The sequence below is a fragment of the uncultured Methanobrevibacter sp. genome, from assembly GCF_947166415.1.
GTDB lineage: Archaea > Methanobacteriota > Methanobacteria > Methanobacteriales > Methanobacteriaceae > Methanocatella.
Map to the genome: position 1 here is coordinate 1 of NZ_CAMVEE010000021.1, position 25566 is coordinate 25566.

A 25566-nucleotide genomic window follows, 5' to 3' on the forward strand; every position below is an offset into this window, starting at 1 on the left:
ACTAATTGCTGTGTGTCCGCTCTCGGATAAACTTCTCCATGGACAACTCCGATTCTTATTCCTTCAGCTTCGATGATTTTTGCACTTGGAAGATTAATTCCTCTTGCTCTATCCATATTTCCCTGAACTGCAATTACCGGAGCTATTTTTTCCAGCTCTTCAATGACTTTCGGGGAAGTCAAATCTCCGGCATGTATAATCAAATCTGCTTCGCTGAACGCATCAAACACCTTTTGGGGTATTTCTTTAGCTCTGTCAGGAATATGTGTATCTGAAATTAATCCTATTATCATCTTTTTCAACCTGTATTTTTCATTAAATTATAATTGTAATTTGTCGGTTATCCTTTTTAATATTTTGATTTTTGAAATAAAATAAAAACTATTATAAATTCAGAAAAATATATATAATATCATCATTCTTTTAGGAGAAGATATAATGGGAGAAGTTAAAAAGGAAGACATTTTAGAGATTTTGGCTAATTATGACAAAAGCGAAATTACAATAGCCACTCTTGGAAGCCACACTTCCCTGCACATCTTGCAAGGTGCAAAAGAAGAAGGATTCAGAACAGCTATTGTATGTCAAAAAGGTCGTGAAATTCCATATCAACGTTTCGATGTCGCTGATGAATACATTATCGTTGATGAATTCAAGGACATAGTTAATGAAGAAGTCCAACAACAGCTCAGGGACATGAACGCAATCGTAGTTCCTCACGGATCTTTCGTCGCATATGCCGGATTAGACAATGTCGAAGATAAGTTCAACGTTCCAATGTTTGGAAACAGAGATGTTTTAAGATGGGAAGCAGAAAGAGACAAAGAAAGGGCATTGCTTGTTGAAGGTGATGTAAGGATACCATTCAAATACAACGACCCTTCTGAAATTGACAGGCCGGTTATGGTCAAATTCCCAGGTGCAAGAGGAGGCAGAGGTTACTTTGTAGCTTCATCCACTGAAGAATTTGATGCAAAAATTGAAGCCATGAAAGCTCGTGGATGGCTGGACGACAGTGATGTTGAAGCAGCACACATCGAAGAATATGTTTCCGGCTGTAACTACTGTATACACTATTTCTACTCAGCACTTGATGATAAAGTTGAATTAATGGGTATGGATACAAGATACGAATCCAGTATTGACGGATTTGTAAGGATGCCTGCAAAAGACCAATTGGATATTGATTTAAGCCCATCTTATGTTGTTACTGGTAACCACCCTGCTGTAATTCGTGAATCTTTACTCCCACAAGTATTTGATATAGCAGACAAATTGACTGAAAGCGCTAAAAAATTAGTTGCTCCAGGATTAAACGGACCATTCTGTATGCAAACATTAGTAAACGATAATCTTGAAGTAATCTGTTTTGAAATCAGTGCAAGAACCGACGGTGGAACAAACACATTCATGGACGGTTCCCCTTACTCCTACCTAACTTACGGCAAACCGATGAGTATGGGTAGAAGAATCGCTTTAGAAATCAAACGTGGTATAGAAAGAGATGAATTAGAAAAAATAATAACATAAATTTAGTTATTATTTTTCTTTTATTTTTTAAAAATTTTACTTAAGAACCCTTGTTTTTCTTCTGTTTGGGTTTCAACAGCTTTTTTCTTTTTTGTTTTGCCTATATTCTGCTTTTTTTCGTATTCTTCCAATGCTTTTACACGGCTTCTTTTAGACCATGCACCTACAAAACCAATAAATGCACCGGTAATAATGATCAAAGCAGCTATTGCGACTATTCCATCTTCAGTTGCGAAAAAACCGCTAGGCTGGCCGAAGTAACCCTCTAAAAATAATACTACGATGGCTGTTGATGCAAGTGCACCCATAAGGGTCCCGGTTTTAATATTGCCTTGTCCATATCCTGCATATAAAAGGCCAATGGCTGAAAATGGATAAAACCAATCCCAATATCGATATCCAAAGATAATAAATGCAGCGGCTATTGCGGCTCCAAATACCAATGCTTTCATATCCAATCCTAAATCATATTTCATATTTTATCTCCTGTCCTGTTTTTTGGAGCTTAACATTCCTCCAAATGCACCGCTGATTCCCATCACAATAGCATAATAAATCAATTCTCCTATAATTGCAAAGAGACTCACGATTCCGGAAACTGTAAATCCGGTTAGTCCTCCGAATATTCCGTATACTGCTCCGCCGCCAAATGTGGCAATTATGATAAATATTATGGCACAGACGATTGTACCAAATGCTCCTGCCACTGCAGCATTCCACAGACCCCCAAGAGCTCCTTCATGAGCAATATAACCTGTTATAAATCCGACAATCAGCAATCCTATAAATTCATATCTTGCAAAGAATGTTTCAACAATTACAGCTAATATAAAACCAACAAATGCAGCGCTCCATTTAGTCATAATCATCACCTATTATTCATTTGCTAATATGCTTTATAAAATTATTTATTTTCATACTTTATTAATTTTTCAATATATGTCTTTCAGCTTATCTCTTATCTGGTCAAGAATTGCCTGATGCATTCTTTTTGTAAATTCGGCCTTATCGTTTTGGTTCAGCACATCCAAATACCCTTGCGAAATAAGATTGAATGCAAATGGGCTTGGTATCACAGTATTTATGGTTTCAACACGCATTTCATCATTATTGACCCATTCAATGATTTTCAAGGCATTTTTAATGTCCATATAATCTTCAAGAGCTTCCCTTCTTGCTTCCTTTAGAATCGAGAAGTTCTCATCCATGTCCTGCACAAACTTCAAAAGTATCTTTCCGCGGACTTGCTGACGGCCGACTGATTTTGATTCACCTTTGTATCTTCTCAATGTCATCAATGACCTTCCGGCGCAGTGCCTGAACCTTGAAGCCAATGTTTCTGTCTTGTTCAGGGATTGTATCAAAATGTTTTCGAAGTTTTCGGGGGTCAATTCCCTAAATGATTCCAAACCCCCAATCTTGCCGTCCGAACTCAAGTAAAACCCATTGTCGGAAATTGAGATGGTCACGTTCATGTTATACCTTTTGGCAACGACATATGCAACGGCCCTTGATAGTGCATCATTCACTTTTCTTCCGAACAGCGAATGGAAGACTACAAATCGCCTTCCTCCAAATCCCTTATAATATTCTACCAGTAGCAGGTTGTTGCTTGGGATTTTGGCGTATTTGAACTGCTCCACAAAGTATTCGTAAATGGAATTTGCGGCAAAGTCATCGACATAGAGATATTCATGGATGAATTCCATAATCTCCTCTTTGCTTCTTCTGTATCTGAACTTGACGTCCATGTGTGCCCTGAACCTTTGGATGTCCATTGCAAGATCAAATGACAGAGGCAGCTGCTGTGAAAACCATGATGGTATTGTAGGAGGTCCGGTCGATGGGGTCACGTTGATTGTCATTCCCTTTCCGTAATTGAATCTGTATGTGTTTCCTCCCAAAACGAATGTGTCTCCCTTTTTCAGGCGTTCCATAAAGTCCTCTTCAATCCTGCCTACGGTTTCACCATCGCATTTGACCAGAACTCCAGATGAATCGGGGATTGTTCCTATGTTTGTCGAGTAAAGCATCCTGGCCAGCTTTCCGCGCTTTCCAAAGGTGTTTTCCTTATAGTCAATCCATATTTTGGCATAAACGTATCTCTCTTCAAGTTCAGGATACTCTCCTGCCATATAACTTAGGACATCCTCATAATCGTCCCTGCTCAAATCTTTATAACAGTAACTCTTTCTTATCACGTCAAAGGCATAGTCGATATCCCATTTGTTTTCAATGCTCATGCCGTAGATGTGCTGTGCCAGGACGTCCAGGCAATTGGTAGGTATGCTTATCCTATCGATTTTGCCTTCCTTTGCGTTTTTAAGAAGCACTGAGCATTCAACCAGGTCGTCACGGTCGGTTACAATGATTTTTCCCCTTGATTTCTCATGCAGGCGGTGGCCGCTTCTTCCAATCCTTTGAAGTGCTCTTGCAACAGATTTTGGAGAGTTTATCAAAACGACCAGGTCGATATATCCGATGTCTATTCCAAGTTCAAGGGATGTTGATGAAACCACTGCTTTCAGCTTTCCTTCCTTCAGTTTGTTTTCCGTTTCAAGCCGGACTTCCTTTGAAAGCGAGGAGTGGTGGGCCATTATGTTTTCATTGTTGTAATGCATGGGATACATTTTCTTCAGGTTGTAAACAAACCTTTCAGTTCCGCTTCTTGTGTTTGTAAAAATCAAGGTGGTCTTGTTTTCCCAAATCAGGTCGTCCAGAAGGTCATACATTCCAAGCCTTGTATCCTCTTCGTCTGCAAGCACAATGTCGCTTACCGGACACATCACTTCAATGTCCAGCTCTTTGAGGTAGTTTATATCAACAATCTTGCAGCTTCGCCCCACGCCATATTCATAGCCCACGAGAAATTTCGCAACTTTCTCAAGGGGGCTGACGGTCGCTGAAAGCCCGATTCTTGTGTATTGTCCAATCAGATGCTGAAGCCTTTCAAGAGATAAACTTAAATGAACTCCTCTTTTGTTTTCTGCAAGTGAATGAATTTCATCAATGATTACGTATTTGACTCCGCTCAGTTTTTCCCTGAATTTCGGGGCGACAAGCAAAATGGATAACGTTTCAGGTGTTGTAATCAGGATGTGGGGTGGCTTTTTAAGCATCTTTTGCCTTTGGTACTGTGATGTGTCGCCGGTTCGCACGGCCTTTCTGATTCCAAGGCTTTTGCCAGCTATCCTTTCAATTCCTCTAAGGGGATTTTCTAGATTCTTCTCAATGTCATTGTCCAAAGCCTTTAAAGGTGAGATGTAAATGCAATAGACCTTATCTTCCAGTTTATCCGCTTCGGCAAGGGTTGTCAGCTCGCTTATGATTGACAGAAATGCAGTCAGGGTTTTACCGGATCCTGTAGGTGATGAAATCAGAATGTTGTTTTTCTTGTGAATATCGATTAATGACTGCTTTTGGGCAGGCGTAAAATCATCAAATTGTGAGTCAAACCATTGTCTGACCCATGGATGCAGTATCTTGAAAATATGCTTTTTGGAATAATTTTTCTCCTGCCTTTCAATCATATCTTCTTCCCCGATTATTGTGATTGCATAACTTTATTTTGTAATATTATGTTTATATTTTATAATTTTTAATTGTATTTTTCATGTACAGTCATAATACATTTGAAATAATTTTTTGACAGTAATTCATTTTTGATTCAGCATATTTGGGATTATGTATTATAAATTTTTAATTTTCTAAAATCTAATCAAAAAATCCATATAATAATGGTTAAATAGTTTAATTAGTTATACATTTAATCATAGGCTCATGCCTAAGGTGGTTATAAATATGAAAAACTATTTTGATATTAAAGACAAAGTTGCAGTAGTAACTGGAGCTTCTTCCGGTCTTGGTTGGCAAATTGCTCAAGCATACGCAAGTCAAGGCGCAAAATTAGCATTATTTGCTAGAAGAGAAGAAAGATTACTTGAAAACGTTGCTGAAATTGAAAAAGAATTCGGAACTGAAGTAATGTATGCAGTATGTGACGTTGGTGACTACGACAGTATCACCGCAGCTGTTGCAAAAGTTATGGACGCTTACGGAAGAATTGACATTTTAGTTAACGCAGCAGGTATGGGAAACAACAAAATGGTTACCGACCAAAGCAATGAAGAATGGGAAAGACACATTCACATTGACTTAAGCGGTGTATACTACATGTGTAAAGCTGTTGGAGAAATCATGATTGAACAAGAATACGGTAAAATCATCAACATCGGTTCAATCCACTCAAGAGTTATCTTCCCTGGTGGAGGAATCAGTGCATACTCCTCAGCTAAAGGTGGTGTAATGAACTTAACCAAAAACTTAGCTGTCGAATGGGCAAAATACAACATTACCGTAAATGCAATCGGTCCTGCAGTATTTGAAACTGAATTGACTGTAGACTCCATTGAATTACCTGGATTCATGGACCTCATTGCAGCTTACTGTCCTGCAGGCCGTTTAGGTAAACCTGGTGAATTAGACGGTATTGCAATTTATCTTGCATCCGACGCATCCAGTTTCTGTACCGGTCAATTGATCTGTATTGACGGTGGTTGGACAGCTATTTAAATAAGAGATTTTTTCTCTTATTTTTTTCTATTTTTTTTTAAAAGATTATATATTCCTAAAATCTAACTTATTATCATGTCAAATTTAATTTTAGAAGACACTATTAACAAGTTATCTGATGATGATGTTAAAGTTAGAAAGGAAGCAGTTGAGTCATTGGTTGGAACTACCGATGAATCAGCAATCGAACCATTAATTAAAGCTACTACTGATGATAATGCTCAAGTAAGATTCAAGGCTGCCGAAATTTTAGGCAGCATGGGTGAAGTGGCTGTAGACAAGCTAATAGAAGAATTTGTGAATGCTGAAGGAAAGGACAAAAGATTTTTAGCTTTCGCACTTAAAGAAACTGAAGATAAAAAAGTTATCCCTTATTTTGTTGATGCAACTGAAGATGAAGATTTCGGTGTCAGGAAAGTTGCCGTACGCGCTTTAGGTGAACTTCAGGCTGAAGGCGAATTGGATTCCATTGCAAAATGTCTTGAAGATGAGGACTGGGGTGTCAAGTTAGCAGCAATTCAGGCATTAGGTGATTTGGCAACAGATGAATCAATAAAATTAATCAAGGATGCAAGAAAAGCAGAGGATGACAAGGACTTCAAAAAATCCTGTAATAAGGCCATTAAAAAGGCTGAAAAAAGAAAAAAGGCAAAGGCATCAGGAAAGGCAATAGTTAAAGTTATTCCTATGAGCACAATTAAGGAAATGGAAAAAGCTAATCTGCAAAAGGCAATTAAGGAATATGAACGTTACGTTGAATCAAAACAGCCTAAGGATGCTGCCTATAAAAGGTTATGTGTTTTATACAGAAAAGCAGGTGACTATGACAATGAAGTCAGGGTTATAGAAACCGCAATTGAAGTATTCGATGGCACTAAAAAGGCCGATTACTTTGAAAAAAGATTGGCTAAGTTAAAATAGCTATTTTTCTATGATTTCGTAGAGATCTCTTCTTTTGTTTTTTAAAAGAGGGAGCTCTTCTCTTATTTTTTTTATTTCGCTCAGGTCAATTTCACCGATTATCAGCTCTTCTTTTGTGTCGGCTTCAGCTATTATATCTCCCCATGGATTTGTTATTATTGAATGGCCGAAGCTGTGGTAGCTTGCATCTTCATTCAGTGCAGGGGCAACGCCGACGCAGTATACCTGATTGTCAAGGGCTCTTGACTTAAAAAGCAGCTCCCAGTGTGCAGGCCCGGTGGTCATATTGAATGCTCCAGGATAGAATAGAATCAAGGCACCATTTTCCACCATTATTCTTGCAAGTTCTGGAAAACGAATGTCATAGCATATTCCAATTCCTATTTTGCCGAATTCTGTATCGGCTATTGTAAAGTCATTGCCGGCAGTCAACACGTCTGATTCCTTGAATGTTATCCTGTCTTTAACGTCGATATCGAAAAGATGCATTTTTCTATGCTTGGCAATAATGTTTCCGTCTTTGTCAAAAAGATAGCTTGTATTGAAGAGTTTTTCTTTTTCCTTTTCGGGAATGGATCCTGCAAGGATATATACCTCATGCTCTCTAGCTAAAGCGGATATTCGGGTCAATGTAGGACTGTCCTTTTCCTTTTCACAGTATTCGATGAACTTGTCGTTGGAATATGGGCAGTTGAACATTTCCGGCAAAACTATAAAATCAGCATTCTCATTAACGCTTTCAGCTATCATTAAACTTGCCTTATTCAAGTTCTCTTCTTTGTTGTCAACAACGTTCATTTGACAAAGGGCTATTCTGATTGCAGTCATTTTAAACACAAAATAAAAAAAAGAAGTATGAAAAATTCATACTTATGCAATATCTGCAGAATTTATCATGGAGTTGATATCAGAAGTTGTAATAGAGTTGATTGATTCTCCATTTATTTTAAACACATATAATTTTCCATCACTAAACATTGAAACGTATCTGGTGTAATCTCCATCAGCATTTTCTAAAATGATGTTTGATCCGTTTCTTCCGTCTAATTTTACAGTTTCAACAAGTTCAACATATGAACCGTTTTGTTGTGCATATTCGATTCTTTGTTGATTTATTTGTTTTAGGGATGTAGAATCACTAGTGATATTATAAAATTCTATGAGTGTCTTATTGTCATCCATGAAAAATTTAGCTCCGCTATGATCAGGATCGTTTCCGCTTACATTTTTCCAATTTTCAGGATATTTAAATGAAAAATCACTTTGTTTATATTCATTTAAACCGCTAACTTGAATTGGGGATGATTTATCATTTGACCCTGTAAGAACGATTCCGAGTATTACAATTAATGTTATGAGAAGTATCGCTCCAATAAGAAGTCTGTTCTTTTTGAGAATATCAATTGTACTTTCATTAGATGAAGTCTTTCTTACAATTGGCTCTTTTTTGAATATAGTTTCTTCTTTAGGGGCTGCAACTTTTGGTTTTGGAAATTTAAATCCACAATTTCCACAAACAGGAGCTCCATCATAACTAGGATTTCCACATTCAGGACATTTTTTCACAGCTTAACCTCCATTAAGTTTACATTTCGTATATTTATAATAATGTTTTTATTATTATAAAAAGATATTTATAATTAAGTGATATCATGGATAGTGAAGAAATAATTAGAATTGATGATATAAATTATGCAATTTATAAAATTGGAAACTGGAAAAATAACTATGAAATCAATCAGGTCGGCATGTCAAGTGAGATTCCAGTTACAAAAAATACTGTATATCATGTTAAATTATCTATGGAAGAAATCAGGAGATCAGAATTTGTTTTGTCTGATAAAAAGGTAAATGGTTTTGTAGCTATTGCAACACATTTGAATCCTAAAGTTCATGAAATGGAAGTCGATGACATCATCGCCCTTGAACAGGAGGAATATGATAATATAATTGGAGAATTGGACAGTTTGGAATTGTTGAATGATGATGAAAGCATTCCTCTTGAAACTGAAGATTACCTTATCTACAAGCTTGAAAAGGATTGCCATGTAACCAAATCAACACCTGCAAATCAATTCACCATCGATTATTACAACAACGAAATTCAAAAAATTGAAGATGCATTGGACTAAAATGCATCCAATGTCACTTTTTTATCTCTTTTTAGCTCGCGAGGAGGTTCAACGGATACAAATTCAATGCCTTCCTCTTCGATTAATTCCAGAGCATCATCCATTATTGATGGAGCAACAAGAAGTCCTCTGATTTTGGTTTTGTTGGCATTGCATTCCCTTAAATAATCATTATCCGTATTCTCCATATCTTGAATATATCTTCTAAGCTGTTTTACAGCAGTCACACCAGCCTTACGGGCCTTAAGCTCCAAAATCATCAGGTTATTGTCCTTGTCTTTTCCTAAAATATCGATGAATCCATGCTCTACGCTGTATTCTCTGGCAGTTGGTGTAAAGCCTTCTTCAATCATATGGGGCTTTTCCATTATCATATCGCTCATGTCTTTTTCATATCCTGCCTGTTCCAGCTCTTCAAAGTCTTCAATGTTGGCGTAATTGATGAATTGGATTTTTCTTATTTCCGCTGTCAATAATTCCTTAGGGGTTCTTCTGTGGCTTTCTAAAAACAGATTTCCATTTTTTATATAGCTTCTTGTTTTTGATTTTGGTGGCTGCCAGTTAACGGGTTCGACCTTTTTTTCCTGATGAATCAGGAATGCTCCGTCTGGCTTTATCATGATTATGCGTTCTCCCCAGTTGAGTTGGCTTAACGCCCTTCCCTCATAATTGACTTTACAGCATGCAAAAATCAGTATTGTCGCCCTTTTTCGCAAAGCTTCTTGAATCAAATCATATGCATCTTCGCAAGTGGGGTTTTCTAAAATTTTATATTTCATCACAATAACATTGTTTAGTTTAATTTAAATATTTTGTTTTTTATAGAATAATTTGAAAAATATCAAATCTGCGGAGGAATTGAAATTTGCGATGATGAATTTTTTGAAGATAAAAAGGAGTATTTTACTTTAGATTCATTCGAATTTGCCAACGGAAAAGTTCTAAATGATGTGAAAGTGGAATATATGACATTTGGAACTCCAAAATATGATGATAATGGAGTCATAAATAATGCGATTGTATATTGTCATGGGTCTTTGGGAAATTTTTCATCGGTAAAGAAGATTTTCCCGTTAACAGGAGAGGGTGATGCATTTGATGAGGAAAAATATTTTTTCATATCAATATCTGCATTGGGATCTCCTGGTTCATGCAGTCCATCCAGCACAGATTTGAAAAACAAATTCCCGAAATATTCCATTATTGATGTTGTCAATTTCCAAAAGCAATTTTTAGCTGAAAAATTTAATATAACTCATATCTTGGGATTAATAGGCAATTCAATGGGAGGATTCGTTGGATTGACACAGGCAATTGAGTATCCTGATTTTGCCGATTTCATCATTTGTGGCGTAAGCACCTACAAGGTTGCAGGCCATGATTTCATTCTTTCAAAGTTTGTAAATGAAGTCATAGAGTCTGATCCTGATTATAATAAGGGTGAATTGACTTACTCCTTAATAAGGACATTGAGGCTGGCCAATCTGGCTGAATTCAATTTTGGATTGTCTAAAGAATCATTACGTGAAATGTCCAATGATGAATTGAGTGTGGAATTTGAAAACTTTGGAAACGAAAGCTTGGATATTGATATCTATGATTTGAAGTATTGCAATGAATCCTGCATGAATTATGATGTCGAGTGTGATTTGAATAAAATCAAATCTAAAGTGCTGATTATCGCATGCAAGCAGGACCCGCATTTTCCACCGGAATTGGATGCAATTCCTATGTCTAAAATGATTAATGATTCAGAACTAATCATAATGGATTCTGATTTGGGGCATCTGTGCTTTAATGAGCTTGAAGCAATATCCGATGAACTAGCCAGATTCATGTCAAATTTCGGTGATTAGATGATTGTCAAAATTGTTGATTATGATGATGAGAAATGTCGCGTGACTTATGATGTTTCAGATTTGTCCACTTTGCATCTGGATTATCTTCATGATAACTTGCCTGAGGAAAATTACATTGAAAATGGTTCACTAAGAATTGTCATGTATTTTACACGTGAGTTGTATCCATTTCAAAGCGACATGGCGAAGTTAAGATTAGATGATTTCATTGCCCGTGAGGAAATAGAGATGTGGGCATTTTTAACGGAGTTTGTTCAAGAATGTAATGAATAAATTCCCTTTTTTAATGATTTTCTTGTTAATTTGTATAAATTTTAAATAGTTGTTAAATAAATTATTAAGTAGTAATCGTTGGTTGTGATATCATCGACAATTTTAATAGAAAGCACGGCAATCATGTAATGGATTCCTTTGAATTTGAGTCAGGAAGGGTTCTCGAGAATGTGAATGTGGAATATTCAGTCAGTGGTATTCCTAAATATGACGATGACGGAAACATGGTCAATGTTGTCATATACTGTCCAACTCTTAGGGGGGACTATTCTATCCTGCCGAAATATCATGATTTTATTAGTAATGATTCATTTGATAAGAATGAGTTTTTTTTCATTAATATTATTTCACTTGGGGCTCCTGAATCCTGTTCTCCATCATCAACAGGTTTAAAATATAGTTTTCCGCAATATACCTTTAAGGACAGAGTCAATTTCAAAAAACAGTTTTTAGCTGAAAAATTCAATATAGAAACTGTTTATGGTTTGGTTGGTGAAGGACTTGGAGGTTTTGAAGTTTTAACATGGGCCTGTGAATATCCTGATGATATGGAATTCCTTATAATTTTGAATACTACTTTCAAAACTTCCGGGTATCGTTATGTGCTTCTTAAGTGTGCTGAAAGTATCATAGACTCAACCGATGATTTTTATTCAGATGTGTACAGCACTTCGTTATCTCGGGCGGTTGTTGCAATTACCCAATTAATGTTTGTAACTTATTTGTCTAGAGATGTCTTTGAAAAGTTAAATAACGATGAAATCGATGTTTTGATTGATGATTATGTCGATGAAGGATTATTCATGGATATCTATGATTTCAAATCACGTAATGACTGTATTTCACAGTATGGTGTTGGAGATAAATTAGGTAATATTAAAGCAAAATCATTAATTTTGGGCATTGACGGTTATTTGAATTTTAATCTTAAAGAATATGAACAGATGAAGGATTCAATTGAAAATTCAAAAATGAGCATTTTCAAATATAACAAGAATTATTATGAATCTCCGGATTATAATGATATGGGAATAGAAATAACTTCATTTTTAAAACAACTTAAATAAAAAAGAAGCTAGTTGAAAAAACTAGCTATTTTGACACATCAAGCATGTGCTGCACTGCTTTTCTTGATTTTTCAGCAACATCAGTTGGCAATGTAATTTCAGGAGCTTCTTTAACGAGAGCATCCTTTACTTTTTCTAATGTGTGAAGTTTCATGGTTTTGCAGATAGCTCCTTCAAGCAAGGGGTATAATTTTTTACCAGGAACTTCAGAATTGATTCTTGTAATCATGTCGATTTCAGTTCCGATTACAAATTCTTCCTTGTCGCTTTCAGCGATGTATCTTAACATTCCTCCGGTGGACATCACTTTGTCACATGCTTCCTGAACCTTGATGTCACATTCTGGATGGCAGATGATTTCTGCATTAGGATATTCATTTCTTTTGAGTTCGACATCTTCCACATGGAATAGTCTGTGAACGTAACAGTGTCCGTCTTTAGGAACTGGGATTATTTCCTTATCCAATTTTGCAGCAACGTGGGTTCCAAGGTTTTTATCAGGTCCGAATAGTATTTTATCCTGTTCCAGACTTTCGGCAACTTTAACTGCATTGGCTGAAGTACACAAAGTATCTGCATGTTGTTTGGCTTCAGCAATACTGTTCACATAAAGGATAACGCCGGCATCAGGATGTTCCTCTTTTGCTTTCAATAGTTCCTCTTCAGGCAGCATATGGGCCATTGGACATTCAGCTTCCAAATCTGGAATCACAATTTTTTTGTCAGGATTTAAAATGTGTGCAGTTTCTGCCATAAAATCCACGCCACAAAAGATAACCAGATCTTTATCTTCGATTTCAGAAGCTTTAATGCATAATTCCAATGAATCGCCAAGAAAATCTGCAATTTCCTGAATTTCTTTTGGCTGATAGTTGTGTGCAAGAATTATTGCATTTTTTTCATCTTTCAATTTCAAAATTTCTTCTTGAAGAGAACTATTCATTTTTATTCACCCATTTGCATATATTTTCTAATCTCATTAGTAATAATTAATTTATAGTCATCTTTACTATTAAAGTCTTTTATCCAAAATGATACTTTCAGCTGTGTTTCCTCGAAGGTTATTCCCTTTGAATAAACGTTAGGTTTCGGATTGTCGAGTATCCCGTCATAGCTTTCCATTTTCGGAACAATGTATTTCTTGAATTCTTCAATATCTATGTTTAGTGGAACTCCTGTGGATATGTCCACCCTATATTTTTCAGGCATTTTAAACTGCAGATAAGGATTATTTGTCAAAGTAGAGTTAGGTATGATGTCCCTTACTCCGTTATCATCGACAATGATTGTTGTTCTAAGCGTGATTCTTTCAACAATGCCCTTTTTATTGTTGATTTCTATCGTATCTCCCACTTGTATACTTTTTCCGAGGATTAAAATAATTCCTGAGAACAAATTTGAGATTATGTCCTTTGCAGCAAAACTCAATGCGATACCTGCAATCCCCAAACTCAATAATGTTCCTGCAAGATTTATTCCGAAGAACTGCAAAATTGTCATCAATGCAATAAAATAAATTATATAATTGATTATGTCCCTTATCAGAAAAATTGCCGCCTTATTGTTGTGAAAACTGTCCATTTTGTTCATTATGTATGCAACCAATCTTGTAATTATTGATGTGATGATAATGACAATTAATATGTAAACAAGCAGCATTGTCGGATCATCGATTGTTGGAATGTTCATAATATCATCTAAATGTCTATTTTCATAAAGTCTTTTGCCAATTTGGTATTCTCAAATATCTCTTTTGCTTCTTTCAATAGTCTATCAGTCTGAGTATATCTTGTACTGAAGTGTGTCAATATCAATTCTTTTGAATTTGAATCTTTAGCTATTTTTGCAGCATCTGCTGAGGTTGAATGGAAATTCTCCACAGCCTTGTCTGCATCTTCACTCATGTATGTTGATTCATGGATGAGTATTGTGGAGTCTTTTGCAAAGTCCACCATTTCGCTGCAGGGAGTCGTATCTCCGGAGTATGTGATTTTGTTTCCTTTTCTTGGAGGTCCTAAAACCTGCTCCGGCTTAATGATTTTTCCGTCAATTTCCACTTCTTCACCATTGTGCAGGCGTCCAAAGTCAGGGCCAACCGGCACACCGAGTTCAATTGCTTTTTCACGATTGAATCTTGGCTTTTTCAGTTCCTCAACGGAATATGCCAGACAAGGAACATTGTGATTTACATGTTGCGATTTTATGATGTAGTCTTCATCACTTTCGATAGTCTGTGAACCGATTTCGATAAATTCAATTGGAAACTCGATTTTTGAATATCCCAATTTGAACAGCGAATCCTTTAAGTCATATAATCCTTTAGGACCGTATATGGTTAGTTTCTTTTCTCTTTCTCTGAAATTCATGGATTGCAGCAATCCGGGAAGGCCTAAAATATGATCCCCATGATAATGGCTTAGGAATATCTTTGATATTTTCATAGGACTTACTTTTGCAAAAATCAACTGTCTTTGTGTCCCTTCACCGCAGTCAAACAGCATGGTTTCTCCAAATGCCTTTAAAATAATTGCAGGATGATTCCTGGTATATGAATGCACTGCTGATGAGGTTCCTAAAAATATTATTTCCATGTAATCACTTATTTTATATTATAAAACTTTTATATATTAATATTAATTATTGACTTTGGTGATTTTTTGGATAGAATTATTGAATATATGCTTGAAGAAGACGAAGGATTTGGTGATATTACCTCACAAGCTGTTGTTGAAGAGGCAAAAGAGGTTAATGCATATATTATTTCAAAGGATGAAGGTATTTTAGCAGGAATGAATATTGTTCGTGAGATTTTTGAGGAATATGGCGTCAAGGTCACATTCTGGTTAAATGACGGTTGCGAAATTTCCAAAAACGATTTGTTGATGTCTGTAAAGGGAGATGCCAGAACTATACTGCTTCTTGAAAGGACTGTGCTTAATTTATCCATGAGGATGAGTGGTGTGGCCAGTGCGGCCAGTCATTATGTCAATTTGGTTAAAGGTTATGACGTTAGGATCGCGGGAACACGCAAAACATCCCCTGCAATAGCCAAATTTGATAAGTATGCGCTGAAAGTAGGTGGGGCCGACACTCACCGTTTCAGTTTGGATGACATGGTTCTGATTAAGGACAATCATATTGCAGTTTGCGGAACTCCGTTGGATGCCCTTTTAAAAGCAAAGGAAAACACCAGCTTTTCTAAAAAAATAGAAATCGAAGTCGAAACATTAAATGACGCGATTGAATGCGTTAAAAATAAAGCTGATATAGTAATGCTTGACAACATGTCTGGTGAGGAAGTAAAAGATGTCATTGATGAACTGGAAAGGATAGGCATTCGCCAAAATTCATTAATTGAAGTGTCCGGAGGCATAACTGAAGAAAACATTCTTGATTATGTCGAATATGGTGTGGACATCATATCAATTGGTGCCCTGACTCATTCATCAAGAAGCCTTAACTTTAGTTTGAGAATGGAGTAGGCTATAACCTTAAGGATAGCTTTTCCTTTAATTCTTCATTGCTCATTTCGGTGATGAAAGTTTCATCGCTGCTGATGGCCTTATTTGCCAGATCTATTTTGCTTTTGCTCATTTCGTCAATCACTTCTTCGAGAGTTCCCTTTGTGATGAACCTGTAGACCATAACATCGCTTTTTTGACCTATACGGTGCACACGGTCGGTAGCCTGGTTTTCTATAGCAGGATTCCACCATAAGTCATAATGAATAACGTTCTGTGCGGCTGTAAGGTTCAGTCCAACACCGCCGGTTTTAAGAGTTGCCACTAAAATTTTACTGTCCTTGTTTTCCTGGAAATTTTCAATCACTTCATTTCTTTTTTGTTGTGTTAGAGAACCATGCAAGAACAGGACATCTGTCTTTAGCTTTTCAGAAACCAATTTCTGTATGATTTTGCCCATTTGGGCGTATTGTGTGAATATTATGACCTTTTCGTCAACATCCAAAATATTTTCCAGAATAGTAATTAGAAGCTCCATCTTTCCGGACTCTGAAATTTTAGGATTGTCTGAACGCAGATATTGGGCGGGATGATTGCAGGCCTGCTTCAGACCAGTTATGATATTTAAGATGATTCCTCTTCTCTCAATACCTGTCTTTCCTTCCAACTCTTCAAAGATTCCGTCCATTATTGCATTGTATAGGAGAATCTGTTTTTTTGTCAGTGAGCAATAGATGTCATTGACAATCTTGTCAGGAAGCTCGTCCTTGATGTTGTCATCGGTTTTCAGGCGCCTCAAGACAAAAGGCTTTGTTATTGTTTTGAACTTGTCTAAAGTTTTTGTTTCCTCCAGCCGTTCAATTCGCATAACGTAATTCGCCTTGAAATTGTCAAGCGTTGAGAGGTATCCTTTGTTTACAAAATTGAATATGGACCAGTAATCGGTTAGTTTGTTTTCGATTGGGGTTCCTGTAAGTGCGATTTTGTTGTATGCCGGCACTCCCTTGATTGCTTTAGTTTGTTGGGTGTTCGGGTTTTTAATGTTCTGTGCCTCATCAATAACGCATATGAACCACTTCTTACCTGCAAACATGTCTAAATCAAGCCTTATTACTCCATAAGAAGTCAGCATGATGTCATAGTCCTCAAAAGGGAAAGTTCTGTTGGATCCATGATAAATGTAATAGCTTAATGATGGAGTGAACTTTTTTATTTCATTTTCCCAATTGGATATTAAAGTAGGAGGAACGATTATCAGTGACGGTTCGGTATCCAGGGGATTCAATTCCTTGAAATGAAGAATCGCCGTTAAGATTTGGACGGTTTTTCCAAGACCCATGTCATCTGCCAATATGCATCCGAAATTATATTTTATGTTTTGAACCAACCAGGAATAGCCTATCTTTTGATATGGCCTAAGCTCTCCAGTAAATGATTTTGGAGTTTCATAGGCTTTTGTTTCGCTGACCATTCTTTTAAATTTCTTAAAGGCCACAGGGTCTTTTAACTGATTCTTTATTAATTTTTCAGATTCTTTGTCCATGTTTTTTGTTCCCAGTATCTTATGTCGTTAATATGATTTTAAAAATATTTAATGTTTTATCTATCCTTGTTTTTACAATATCTAAGAACCTATTTGCGTCTTTTTTTAACTGCAGGAAGCTCATCATACATTGCTTCCACCAATTCCTTTAGAAATTCCTTGTTTTCGATATCATCAACAAGAATCATTTCCTTCGCACCTTCATAGGGCAATTCCATATCTGCATCGGGCATCATTGCCTTTGCTGATTTTACGGGCTTTACCAGGAAGCGGTCATCGTAAATTCCTCCGATGATTTTGCCTCGATAGTATATTATGTATTCTCCCATCATTGCGCGATGTGTTATGTCTTCCAGTTCTGATAGCTGCTCCAGTATGTATTCCAGATACTCTTTGCTCGATGTCATGTTTAATCCCCTAATTATTCCAGAAAATGCATTTGATGTTTCTTGATGTTCATTATTTCCTTCATTGATTTAATATTTAATGATTTGTCAATGCTTTAAATATATCTCTTTAAATGTTCATTTTAATCATGTAATTTTCAATCATCGGAAAACAAATTTCCATTTATTTTCCATAAAAACTCCATTTTTGTTAAAAAACAAAGTTTAATAATATAGTAAAATAAAATATATAAAAGATAGAAAATAATTTTATTTTTTTATGATGGTGATTTAATGGTAAAAATAGCTAAGTTGGCTTTAGAAGATGGAACTGTTTTAAAAGGCGAAGCTTTTGGTTATGAGACCACTAAATTGGGAGAACTTGTTTTTTCCACAGGTATGGGTGGTTATACCGAATCTTTGACTGATCCGTCTTTTAGAGGAGAAATTTTAATGTCCACTTATCCTTTGGAAGGAAATCACGGGGTAAGTGAGAAGTGGTATCAATCAGATAAAATCCAAGTTGAAGGTTTTGTTTGCCGTGAAGTCTGTCGAGAAGTTTCCAATTTCGGACCGCAAAAGACTTTGGACGAATTTTTAAAGGAATTCGAAACTCCTGGAATAAGCGGTATTGATACTCGTGATTTAACTCTTAAGATTCGTGAAAGAGGTTCTCTTAAAGCAGCGATTACAACTGAAGATATTGCTGATTATAAATTGCTTGAAATGGCTCGTTCACAGCCAAGCATTGAAGATAGGGATGTTGTGCCTCTAGTTTCCACAAAAGAAATTAAAGTGTTCAATGAAGACGCAGACAAAAAAGTTGCTTTAATTGATTGTGGAGTTAAAAAGAATATTATCAACTCATTTTTGGAAAGGGATATTGGTGTAATTTTATTCCCTTATGATACTGATTATAAAACTGTTTTAGATTATTCCCCAAGCGGATTGATGATTACTTCAGGACCTGGAAATCCTGATAGGGTGTCAGAGACTATTGAAACCATGAAGAAGTTATCAAACAGATTGCCGATTTTCGGAATCTGCATGGGACAACAGTTAATTGCAAAATCCTTTGGGGCAAGGTCTTATAAAATGAAATTTGGACACAGGGGAGAAAATCAACCTGTAAAAGATTTAAACACTGGTAAAGTATTCATAACTTCCCAAAACCATGGATTTACCATTGATAAGGAATCTTTAAAAGAAACAGACTTAGTTTTAACTCAAGTCAACTTAAATGATGGAACTCCTGAAGGTATTTCACATAAGGAATTACCGCTACATTGTATACAGTACCACCCTGAAGCGGGACCGGGTCCAAACGATACAAGAAGCATTTTTGATGAATTTAACCAAATGATGGATGATTATTAAAAAATTGATGAGGATTACATATGCCAGTTGATAAAGATATTAAAAAAGTATTAATTATTGGTTCTGGGCCGATTCAAATTGGACAGGCTGCAGAATTCGATTATTCAGGTTCACAAGCATGTAAATCACTAAGAGAAGAGGGTATTGAAACAGTTCTTGTTAACAGTAATCCAGCTACTATTCAAACAGACCTTGGAATGGCAGACACTGTTTATACCGAACCATTAACTCCGGAAGTAGTTGCAAAAATCATAAAAGAAGAAAATATTGATGCTATTTTACCAACAATGGGTGGACAAACCGGATTAAACATTGCAACAGGTCTTGGAGATTTAGGTTTGCTTGAAGGAATTAAGGTTTTAGGATCTGACGTTCAAACCATTAAGGATGTTGAAGACCGTGATTTATTTGCCAATCTTATGGAAGAAATCGGTGAGAAAATTCCAAAATGTCATGCTGTTGAAAGTGTGGATGGCGCACTTGAAGCCGTAAAGGACATAGGATATCCTGTTATCGTAAGACCTGCTTTCACTTTAGGTGGAACCGGTGGTGGAATTGCCCATAATGAAGAAGAATTAATTGAAATAGCCAATCATGGATTGGATATGAGTTTCATCAATCAGGTTCTCATCGACGAATCAGTTCTCGGATGGAAAGAAATAGAATTTGAAGTTATGAGAGATAAGGAAGACACATGTATCATTGTCTGTACCATGGAAAATATTGACCCTATGGGTATTCACACAGGGGACAGTGTTGTAGTTGCCCCTATTCAAAACTTATGCGATGAAACCATTCAAAAGATGCGTGACGCATCAATTAAGATTATCAGAGCATTAGGAATTCGCGGAGGATGTAATATTCAGTTTGCACTCAATCCGGAAACCGATGAATATAAGGTAATTGAGGTAAACCCTCGTGTATCAAGAAGTAGTGCTCTCGCATCCAAGGCAACAGGTTATCCGATTGCTAAAATCTCATCAAAAGTGGCTTTAGGATTAACCTTGGATGAAATCAAAAATGACATTACCAAAGAAACTCCAGCTTCATTTGAGCCGGCTATCGATTATGTTGTAATTAAAATCCCAAGATGGCCATTCGACAAATTCAAAGGAATCAGCCGTCAAGTAGGGGTTCAAATGAAAGCAACAGGTGAAGTGATGGCTATTGGAAGAACCTTTGAAGAGGCATTCCAAAAAGCATTAAGGTCACTTGACATGGGCTTTGACGGATTTGAATATGTTGAATACACAGAAGAAGATTTAGCCAATCCTACTGATTTAATTTACTTCCAGATCTATTCAGCAATCAAGGATGGAATGGACATAGATAAAATCCGCGAATTGACCAAAATTGACAATTTCTTCTTAAACAAAATCAGAAACATTGTAAACTTTGAAAACGATGTTACTGCTGAAAAATTAGATGATGAAGCATATTTAAGAAAAGCAAAACAGTTAGGATGCTCCAATAAAAGATTGGCCAAATTATCCGGCCAGACTGAAGAGTATATTAGAAACTTGCTTTCCAGATACAATATCAAGCAATCCTATAAGATGGTAGATACTTGTGCTGCAGAGTTTGAAGCTAAAACACCTTATTACTACAGCAGCTATGATGTAGGAAACGAGCTCACTTCAACTGCAAGGAAAAAAGTTGTCATTCTAGGTGCGGGACCTATCAGAATAGGTCAGGGTATTGAATTCGATTACTGTTGTGTACATTCATCTCTTGCTTTGAAAGAAGATGGAATCGAAACCATTTTAATCAACAACAATCCTGAAACCGTAAGTACAGATTATGATATTTCTGATAAGCTGTTCTTCGAACCGCTCACTTTTGAAGACGTTATGGGTGTAATAGATCAAGAAAAGCCTGACGGTGTAATTGTTCAGTTCGGTGGTCAAACTTCCATTAACCTGGCAGTTCCGCTGGCAAATGCAGGAGTTAAGATTTTAGGAACTCCATATGAAAGCATTGACAGAGTTGAAGACAGGGAATTGTTTGCAGAACTTCTAGAAAAATTGCATATCCATCAAGCACCTTATGGTACCGCTAATTCATTTGAGGAAGCTAAAGAGATTGCAGAAAAAATCACTTTCCCAGTATTGGTACGTCCTTCCTATGTAATCGGTGGAAGGGCTATGGAAATAGTTTATGATACCAATGAGCTTGAAGAATATATGAAAGAGGCCGTAAAAGTGTCACCGGATCATCCTATTTTAGTGGACAAATTCCTGGAAGACGCTATTGAATTAGACGTAGATATCCTATGTGATGGTGAAGACGTATTCATTGCAGGAATCATGGAGCACATCGAAGAGGCAGGTGTCCACTCCGGAGATTCTGCATGCGTAATACCTCCTCAAACTATTCCTGCACATATATTGGATACTATCCGTGAAAATTCCACAAAATTGGCTTTAGAACTTGATGTAAAAGGTTTAATGAACATCCAATATGCAGTTAAACTTGATGAAGAGATGGTTTACATTATTGAAGCAAACCCTCGTGCAAGTAGAACTGTTCCGTTTGTAAGTAAAGCTATTGGTGTTCCATTGGCAAAAGTCGCAACATGGATTATGGATGGAGCTAAACTAAAAGACTTCGGATTGACCAAAGAGATTAAAATAGACCACGTGGCTGTAAAAGAATCCGTATTCCCATTCTTGAAATTGCCTGAATCAGACACTGTTTTAGGTCCGGAAATGAAATCTACTGGTGAAAGTATCGGTATAGATGAAAACTTCGGAATGGCATTTTACAAATCCCAGCTTTCAGCAGGCATGGAATTGCCTAAAGAAGGTAAGATATTTATCAGTGTTAAAGAACAGGATAAAAAGAAAATCAGACCTATTGCTGAAAAAGCAGCCAATTTAGGATTTAAGATTATGGCTACTGATGGTACAGGTATGGCTACCGGCCTGGATGATGTTGAAATAGTCTTGAAGGTATCCCAAGGTTCACCAAACATCAGGGATGCAATCCTAAACAAGGAAGTTGATTTAATCATTAACACTTCTGAAGGTAAACAATCTGCAAAAGACGGTTATATCATCAGACGTTTAGCTATTGAACTTGGTATTCCGTATGTTACCACATTGGCAGGTGCAAGAGCAGCTTTAAACGCAATTGCAGCTGTACAAAATAGTGAAATAAATGTTAAATCATTAAATGATTATGTTGATGGAGATTAATTTCTCTATCCTTTTTTTAATTATTGTATAGGTATTTTTTAATATTGATACCGCATGAAGGACATTCTGTCGCACCGATTTCCAATCTATTTTTACACTTAGGACAATAGTTCAATTGAACCTTATACTCTTTTTGCGGATCAATTTTGATGTTGACTTCAACTGTTTCTGTAACGTTTCTTTTAAGAATACGTTCGTCCCAGTCATTGTCCATCAGCAGTTTCTTATAATAGAACGCTTCGGTCATTGTCTCATAGTAACCGATGATTTTTTCCCCTTTTTGAATATAGAAACTGCGGAGCTTATGGTCAAAAAGAATTTCACCTTCCCTTTCCTCCTTGTTGACCTTAATTCCTTTGATTCTTCCTTTCGGTCTTTTTTCGGGAAACGGAGGCAATTCCATATTCTCGTATCTGTTCTCCAAATCACATTCTACAAGCAAATCATAATCAAAATTACAGAAAAATAGCGCATCTCTTTCATATAAAGCATCAGATAACTTCCTAAACTCACCGTAATCTTTATTGTTGTGTTTAACTCTGTAAACATCACCTGTTTTCACAATATTTCTGTAAAAATATCGAATTTCTTGAGAGTTAATGGAAATCATCCCCTTAAAAAAGATGATATTGTCATGATTGTTCTCAATCCATAGCCAACAATATCAATTTTAATATTAATATTTTCAATTTAATATAGTTATTTAATACAAAAATTTATTAATAAAAAAAATTAGATTTTCCTTTAATGTTTACTATAACTAATGGAATCATTTTAAAAGGCCATGATTTAACCTTAAAAAAAGAAAATATCGTCGTTGATGAAGGCAAAATTGTTGAAATCGGAAAAGAATCTGCAGAAGGCAAAATCATAGATGTCGATGGAGCAGTCGTTTGCCCTTCATTTATCAATGGCCACACCCATATTGGGGATTCGATTATTAAGGATGAAGGTTATTCATTGTCATTAAGTGAAATGGTCAAGCCTCCTAACGGCGTTAAGCACAAAGCATTAGCCGATGCCGACGATGAGGAACTGATTTCAGCCATGAAATCCACAATGTGGGAAATGGTTGAAGGAGGAACAACACATTTCATAGATTATCGTGAAGGAGGAATCCGCGGCGTCGAACTTTTAAGGGAGGCCGCAGAGGATATTCCAATCAAAGCGGTCATATTAGGTCGTGACGATAGCTTCTATGGTGATGATCCCGATTTAAAAGGGGTCAAGATTGCTTGCCGCAAACTTTTGAAAATAGCCGACGGAATTGCTCCTAGCGGATTTGGAGAAATAACCGATGAAGTGGCTGAAATAATAGTTAATGAATGCAATAAGGCCGGAAAAATTTCATCCATTCATGTGGCGGAATCAAAATCAAATCAGGCAGAATCTCTAAGTAGATTCAATAAAACAGAAATCGCCCGCGGTGTCGAATCAAAATTCAGTCAACTGGTTCATTTGACCAATGCGAAAAATGATGATTTGGAAATGGTGGCCCAATCAGATTCCAATGTTGTCGTTTGTCCTCGTGCCAATGCCACATTGAATGTCGGTGTGCCTCAGCTGAACAAAATGCTGGATTTGGGAATCAAACCATTACTTGGAAGCGATAATGTAATGCTTAACAGCCCAAATATGTTTCGAGAGTTAGAGTTCACATTAAAAATCATGTCTGTTTGTCATAAAAGCTATTTAAACCCAAAAGAGCTATTGAAAATGGCTACAACAAACATTTGTAACACTCAAATAAATGACATAATAGAAAAATCAGTGATTGATGTTGGCAATCCTGCAGAGTTCATTGTGTCAAATTCTTTTTCTATTGATCCATATTTAAATATGATAAATAGGTGTGAATCGAAAAATATATTATATGCCATTAATAAAAAAATTAATGTATAATATCATAGATGCAAAAAATCTATATATTATAGGGGATGTTATTAATGTATAAAAAGATATTAGTCCCTACTGATGGGTCAGAATTCGCAAAAAAGGCACAAAAACAGGCATTATTTTTAGCGAAAGTCAGTGGAGCTGAAATAATCGCTGTAAGTGTCACAGAAAATAATTTTGTCCAAGGACTTCCATTGAACGATGAAGTATTTCAGTTAAATCAGATTTTGAATGAAAGATCTGTGGAAAACCTTAAGGAATTCGATAAATTAAATGAAGATAGCATAAAAATATCTCATGTAATTAGGGAAGGTTCTCCTGCAAGAGTGATTTTAGAAGTGGCAAAGGATGAAAATGTTGATTTAATAGTTATGGGAAGTTCCGGAAAGTCTGGCTTTGATAGATTTATTATGGGTAGTGTTGCAGACAAAGTCGTAAACTCTGCAAAATGTGCTGTACTTGTAGTACATTAATTTTCTACCAATTCATGATTATATAGGTGTTTTTAATGTTAGTCAAAAGAACCATGTCTAAAAATGTTGTAAGTGTTTCCGTTCCAGGTAACAGGGAAAAAGTTTTAGACTTAATGAGAAAAGAAAATAAAGCAGTACTTCCAGTAGTTAAAGAAGACACTAATATATTAGTTGGAGTCATTACTCGTTCAGATTTAATTAATAATCCTGATGAAGAGCAAATCGCAATGTTAATGACTAGGGAATTAGTTACTGTAAGTCCGGATGAAGATGTTACTGAAGCTGCTCGTTTAATGATTGATAACGATGTTAGAAGAGTTCCAGTCACTAATGAAGATGGCGAATTGGTTGGAATCATCACATCTTTTGATTTAGTATCCAAAGCATTAACCAAAATTGATGTTGACGATGCTGTTGAAAATTATATGATTACTACTGTTCCGACAACATGGGAAAAAGCTCCTTTGAATGTTGCTTTTGAAACCATGAATCAATTTGGTCTAAAATCAGTACTCGCTTTAGATGACGATGCAAAATTATCAGGAATTTTAACCGAAACAGATTTCATTTCAGAAATTGAAATTATCTCAGAAAGAAGTGAACACAGTTCCACTGTAGGTACTGAAGGGGATAAATGGTCATGGGATAGTACTTCCGTATTATACATTGAGAAAAACCACTTAAAATTCACAGACAAAGTCGTTGCTGATGTTGCAGTGGGCAATGTGGAAGTTGCTAACTCAAAAACTAAAGTTTCCGACTGTGCTAAAAAAATGAAATCATTGAATATTGAACAAATTCCAGTCATCGGCGTTGAAGGCGATTTAGTCGGACTCGTAAGAGCTAGTGATTTAATTAAAGCATTAGTTGAATAATTGT

26 protein-coding genes are annotated in these 25566 nt (G+C 36.2%); 13 read left to right on the plus strand and 13 right to left on the minus strand.

Going from position 1 to position 25566, the window contains the following annotated elements:
- Nucleotides 1-302, minus strand: a 302-nt coding sequence (locus Q0W25_RS05790) for a YfcE family phosphodiesterase (RefSeq protein ID WP_298520062.1), incomplete at its 3' end; no start/stop codon positions are given.
- Between the two features lie 136 nt (nucleotides 303-438).
- Between Q0W25_RS05790 and Q0W25_RS05795 the strand changes: the two genes are divergently transcribed.
- Entirely contained in the window at nucleotides 439-1530 is a 1092-nt protein-coding gene (locus Q0W25_RS05795; RefSeq protein ID WP_297826921.1) for a formate--phosphoribosylaminoimidazolecarboxamide ligase, read from the plus strand.
- A gap of 20 nt (nucleotides 1531-1550) precedes the next feature.
- Here Q0W25_RS05795 and Q0W25_RS05800 read toward each other — a convergent pair whose 3' ends face one another.
- The 3 genes from Q0W25_RS05800 to Q0W25_RS05810 all read right to left on the minus strand — a co-directional run bounded on the left by Q0W25_RS05800 (nucleotide 1551) and on the right by Q0W25_RS05810 (nucleotide 5060).
- Nucleotides 1551-2006 carry a hypothetical protein gene (locus tag Q0W25_RS05800; protein WP_297826920.1) on the minus strand — a complete coding sequence of 152 codons (456 nt, stop codon included), beginning with the start codon at nucleotides 2004-2006 and terminating at the stop codon, nucleotides 1551-1553.
- A 3-nt stretch (nucleotides 2007-2009) separates the two neighbouring features.
- A complete protein-coding gene (locus Q0W25_RS05805) occupies nucleotides 2010-2393 on the minus strand; it encodes a DUF5518 domain-containing protein (RefSeq protein ID WP_297826917.1) in 384 nt (127 codons plus the stop codon).
- Between the two features lie 69 nt (nucleotides 2394-2462).
- The gene (locus Q0W25_RS05810) at nucleotides 2463-5060 is read right to left on the minus strand and encodes an ATP-dependent helicase (protein WP_298520067.1); all 2598 of its coding nucleotides are present in this window, start codon (nucleotides 5058-5060) and stop codon (nucleotides 2463-2465) included.
- 271 nt (nucleotides 5061-5331) lie between these two features.
- On the opposite strand from Q0W25_RS05810, the gene Q0W25_RS05815 reads away from it, so the two are divergent.
- Both Q0W25_RS05815 and Q0W25_RS05820 read left to right on the plus strand, forming a co-directional pair.
- Nucleotides 5332-6102 (plus strand): SDR family NAD(P)-dependent oxidoreductase, encoded by a 771-nt coding sequence (locus Q0W25_RS05815; protein WP_298520070.1) that lies wholly within the window; start codon nucleotides 5332-5334, stop codon nucleotides 6100-6102.
- A gap of 75 nt (nucleotides 6103-6177) precedes the next feature.
- Nucleotides 6178-7023 (plus strand): HEAT repeat domain-containing protein, encoded by an 846-nt coding sequence (locus tag Q0W25_RS05820; RefSeq protein WP_298520072.1) that lies wholly within the window; start codon nucleotides 6178-6180, stop codon nucleotides 7021-7023.
- On the opposite strand, the gene Q0W25_RS05825 is transcribed toward Q0W25_RS05820, so the two are convergent.
- Nucleotides 7024-7851, minus strand: coding sequence for a carbon-nitrogen hydrolase family protein (locus Q0W25_RS05825; protein ID WP_298520075.1), 828 nt, complete (start codon nucleotides 7849-7851; stop codon nucleotides 7024-7026).
- 42 nt (nucleotides 7852-7893) lie between these two features.
- Entirely contained in the window at nucleotides 7894-8589 is a 696-nt protein-coding gene (locus Q0W25_RS05830) for a zinc ribbon domain-containing protein (RefSeq protein ID WP_298520077.1), read from the minus strand.
- Nucleotides 8590-8675: 86 nt separating this feature from the next.
- Between Q0W25_RS05830 and Q0W25_RS05835 the strand changes: the two genes are divergently transcribed.
- On the plus strand, nucleotides 8676-9155 hold the full coding sequence (locus tag Q0W25_RS05835) for a hypothetical protein (RefSeq protein ID WP_298520080.1): 480 nt from the start codon (nucleotides 8676-8678) through the stop codon (nucleotides 9153-9155).
- On the opposite strand, the gene nucS is transcribed toward Q0W25_RS05835, so the two are convergent.
- The gene (nucS, locus tag Q0W25_RS05840) at nucleotides 9152-9934 is read right to left on the minus strand and encodes an endonuclease NucS (protein ID WP_298520083.1); all 783 of its coding nucleotides are present in this window, start codon (nucleotides 9932-9934) and stop codon (nucleotides 9152-9154) included. The two genes, Q0W25_RS05835 and nucS, sit on opposite strands and share 4 nt — an antisense overlap.
- Nucleotides 9935-10120: 186 nt before the next feature.
- Here nucS and Q0W25_RS05845 point away from each other — a divergent pair, with 186 nt between their 5' ends.
- The 3 genes from Q0W25_RS05845 (at nucleotide 10121) to Q0W25_RS05855 (ending at nucleotide 12354) form a co-directional block, all read left to right on the plus strand.
- Nucleotides 10121-11011 carry an alpha/beta fold hydrolase gene (locus Q0W25_RS05845; RefSeq protein WP_298520087.1) on the plus strand — a complete coding sequence of 297 codons (891 nt, stop codon included), beginning with the start codon at nucleotides 10121-10123 and terminating at the stop codon, nucleotides 11009-11011.
- Nucleotides 11012-11287 (plus strand): DUF5750 family protein, encoded by a 276-nt coding sequence (locus Q0W25_RS05850; protein ID WP_298520090.1) that lies wholly within the window; start codon nucleotides 11012-11014, stop codon nucleotides 11285-11287.
- Nucleotides 11288-11415: 128 nt separating this feature from the next.
- Nucleotides 11416-12354: an alpha/beta fold hydrolase gene (locus Q0W25_RS05855; RefSeq protein WP_298520093.1), complete on the plus strand. Its 939-nt coding sequence runs from the start codon at nucleotides 11416-11418 to the stop codon at nucleotides 12352-12354.
- Nucleotides 12355-12379: 25 nt separating this feature from the next.
- On the opposite strand, the gene nadA is transcribed toward Q0W25_RS05855, so the two are convergent.
- The 3 genes from nadA to rnz are packed head-to-tail and all read right to left on the minus strand — an operon-like array spanning nucleotide 12380 to nucleotide 14945.
- Entirely contained in the window at nucleotides 12380-13297 is a 918-nt protein-coding gene (nadA, locus tag Q0W25_RS05860) for a quinolinate synthase NadA (protein ID WP_298520096.1), read from the minus strand.
- Nucleotides 13298-13299: 2 nt separating this feature from the next.
- The gene (locus Q0W25_RS05865) at nucleotides 13300-14043 is read right to left on the minus strand and encodes a mechanosensitive ion channel family protein (RefSeq protein ID WP_298520100.1); all 744 of its coding nucleotides are present in this window, start codon (nucleotides 14041-14043) and stop codon (nucleotides 13300-13302) included.
- Between the two features lie 8 nt (nucleotides 14044-14051).
- A complete protein-coding gene (gene rnz / locus Q0W25_RS05870) occupies nucleotides 14052-14945 on the minus strand; it encodes a ribonuclease Z (protein WP_298520103.1) in 894 nt (297 codons plus the stop codon).
- A gap of 66 nt (nucleotides 14946-15011) precedes the next feature.
- Between rnz and nadC the strand changes: the two genes are divergently transcribed.
- Nucleotides 15012-15836, plus strand: a complete 825-nt coding sequence (nadC, locus tag Q0W25_RS05875; protein WP_298520106.1) for a carboxylating nicotinate-nucleotide diphosphorylase — start codon at nucleotides 15012-15014, stop codon at nucleotides 15834-15836.
- A 1-nt stretch (nucleotide 15837) separates the two neighbouring features.
- On the opposite strand, the gene Q0W25_RS05880 is transcribed toward nadC, so the two are convergent.
- The gene (locus Q0W25_RS05880; protein ID WP_298520109.1) at nucleotides 15838-17358 is read right to left on the minus strand and encodes a DEAD/DEAH box helicase; all 1521 of its coding nucleotides are present in this window, start codon (nucleotides 17356-17358) and stop codon (nucleotides 15838-15840) included.
- 89 nt (nucleotides 17359-17447) lie between these two features.
- Entirely contained in the window at nucleotides 17448-17765 is a 318-nt protein-coding gene (locus Q0W25_RS05885) for a TfoX/Sxy family protein (RefSeq protein WP_298520111.1), read from the minus strand.
- Between the two features lie 273 nt (nucleotides 17766-18038).
- Here Q0W25_RS05885 and carA point away from each other — a divergent pair, with 273 nt between their 5' ends.
- Together carA and carB are read left to right on the plus strand one after the other, a co-directional pair.
- Nucleotides 18039-19121, plus strand: a complete 1083-nt coding sequence (gene carA, locus Q0W25_RS05890) for a glutamine-hydrolyzing carbamoyl-phosphate synthase small subunit (protein WP_298520114.1) — start codon at nucleotides 18039-18041, stop codon at nucleotides 19119-19121.
- A gap of 20 nt (nucleotides 19122-19141) precedes the next feature.
- Nucleotides 19142-22318, plus strand: a complete 3177-nt coding sequence (gene carB, locus Q0W25_RS05895; RefSeq protein WP_298520117.1) for a carbamoyl-phosphate synthase large subunit — start codon at nucleotides 19142-19144, stop codon at nucleotides 22316-22318.
- Between the two features lie 16 nt (nucleotides 22319-22334).
- Here carB and Q0W25_RS05900 read toward each other — a convergent pair whose 3' ends face one another.
- The gene (locus Q0W25_RS05900; RefSeq protein ID WP_298520120.1) at nucleotides 22335-22880 is read right to left on the minus strand and encodes a zinc ribbon domain-containing protein; all 546 of its coding nucleotides are present in this window, start codon (nucleotides 22878-22880) and stop codon (nucleotides 22335-22337) included.
- Nucleotides 22881-23065: 185 nt separating this feature from the next.
- Between Q0W25_RS05900 and Q0W25_RS05905 the strand changes: the two genes are divergently transcribed.
- Genes Q0W25_RS05905 through Q0W25_RS05915 form a run of 3 tightly spaced genes read left to right on the plus strand, consistent with a single transcriptional unit; the run spans nucleotide 23066 to nucleotide 25562 of the window.
- Nucleotides 23066-24220, plus strand: coding sequence for an amidohydrolase family protein (locus Q0W25_RS05905; RefSeq protein ID WP_298520123.1), 1155 nt, complete (start codon nucleotides 23066-23068; stop codon nucleotides 24218-24220).
- 44 nt (nucleotides 24221-24264) lie between these two features.
- Entirely contained in the window at nucleotides 24265-24687 is a 423-nt protein-coding gene (locus Q0W25_RS05910; protein ID WP_298520126.1) for a universal stress protein, read from the plus strand.
- A gap of 35 nt (nucleotides 24688-24722) precedes the next feature.
- Nucleotides 24723-25562: a CBS domain-containing protein gene (locus Q0W25_RS05915; RefSeq protein ID WP_297825370.1), complete on the plus strand. Its 840-nt coding sequence runs from the start codon at nucleotides 24723-24725 to the stop codon at nucleotides 25560-25562.
- Nucleotides 25563-25566 lie beyond the last annotated feature (4 nt).

What these genes read in the sequence shown, in the direction of transcription:
- Q0W25_RS05795 (WP_297826921.1), top strand. Translation starts at nt 439, where the DNA reads ATGGGAGAAGTTAAAAAGGAAGACATTTTAGAGATTTTGGCTAATTAT.
- carB (WP_298520117.1), top strand. Translation starts at nt 19,142, where the DNA reads ATGCCAGTTGATAAAGATATTAAAAAAGTATTAATTATTGGTTCTGGG.
- Q0W25_RS05800 (WP_297826920.1), bottom strand. Translation starts at nt 2,006, where the DNA reads ATGAAATATGATTTAGGATTGGATATGAAAGCATTGGTATTTGGAGCC.
- nadA (WP_298520096.1), bottom strand. Translation starts at nt 13,297, where the DNA reads ATGAATAGTTCTCTTCAAGAAGAAATTTTGAAATTGAAAGATGAAAAA.
- Q0W25_RS05865 (WP_298520100.1), bottom strand. Translation starts at nt 14,043, where the DNA reads ATGAACATTCCAACAATCGATGATCCGACAATGCTGCTTGTTTACATA.
- Q0W25_RS05855 (WP_298520093.1), top strand. Translation starts at nt 11,416, where the DNA reads ATGGATTCCTTTGAATTTGAGTCAGGAAGGGTTCTCGAGAATGTGAAT.
- Q0W25_RS05905 (WP_298520123.1), top strand. Translation starts at nt 23,066, where the DNA reads ATGTTTACTATAACTAATGGAATCATTTTAAAAGGCCATGATTTAACC.
- Q0W25_RS05850 (WP_298520090.1), top strand. Translation starts at nt 11,012, where the DNA reads ATGATTGTCAAAATTGTTGATTATGATGATGAGAAATGTCGCGTGACT.
- Q0W25_RS05815 (WP_298520070.1), top strand. Translation starts at nt 5,332, where the DNA reads ATGAAAAACTATTTTGATATTAAAGACAAAGTTGCAGTAGTAACTGGA.
- Q0W25_RS05805 (WP_297826917.1), bottom strand. Translation starts at nt 2,393, where the DNA reads ATGACTAAATGGAGCGCTGCATTTGTTGGTTTTATATTAGCTGTAATT.
- Q0W25_RS05825 (WP_298520075.1), bottom strand. Translation starts at nt 7,851, where the DNA reads ATGACTGCAATCAGAATAGCCCTTTGTCAAATGAACGTTGTTGACAAC.
- Q0W25_RS05835 (WP_298520080.1), top strand. Translation starts at nt 8,676, where the DNA reads ATGGATAGTGAAGAAATAATTAGAATTGATGATATAAATTATGCAATT.
- Q0W25_RS05810 (WP_298520067.1), bottom strand. Translation starts at nt 5,060, where the DNA reads ATGATTGAAAGGCAGGAGAAAAATTATTCCAAAAAGCATATTTTCAAG.
- rnz (WP_298520103.1), bottom strand. Translation starts at nt 14,945, where the DNA reads ATGGAAATAATATTTTTAGGAACCTCATCAGCAGTGCATTCATATACC.
- carA (WP_298520114.1), top strand. Translation starts at nt 18,039, where the DNA reads ATGGTAAAAATAGCTAAGTTGGCTTTAGAAGATGGAACTGTTTTAAAA.
- Q0W25_RS05845 (WP_298520087.1), top strand. Translation starts at nt 10,121, where the DNA reads ATGACATTTGGAACTCCAAAATATGATGATAATGGAGTCATAAATAAT.
- nucS (WP_298520083.1), bottom strand. Translation starts at nt 9,934, where the DNA reads ATGAAATATAAAATTTTAGAAAACCCCACTTGCGAAGATGCATATGAT.
- Q0W25_RS05885 (WP_298520111.1), bottom strand. Translation starts at nt 17,765, where the DNA reads ATGACATCGAGCAAAGAGTATCTGGAATACATACTGGAGCAGCTATCA.
- Q0W25_RS05910 (WP_298520126.1), top strand. Translation starts at nt 24,265, where the DNA reads ATGTATAAAAAGATATTAGTCCCTACTGATGGGTCAGAATTCGCAAAA.
- Q0W25_RS05915 (WP_297825370.1), top strand. Translation starts at nt 24,723, where the DNA reads ATGTTAGTCAAAAGAACCATGTCTAAAAATGTTGTAAGTGTTTCCGTT.
- Q0W25_RS05820 (WP_298520072.1), top strand. Translation starts at nt 6,178, where the DNA reads ATGTCAAATTTAATTTTAGAAGACACTATTAACAAGTTATCTGATGAT.
- Q0W25_RS05880 (WP_298520109.1), bottom strand. Translation starts at nt 17,358, where the DNA reads ATGGACAAAGAATCTGAAAAATTAATAAAGAATCAGTTAAAAGACCCT.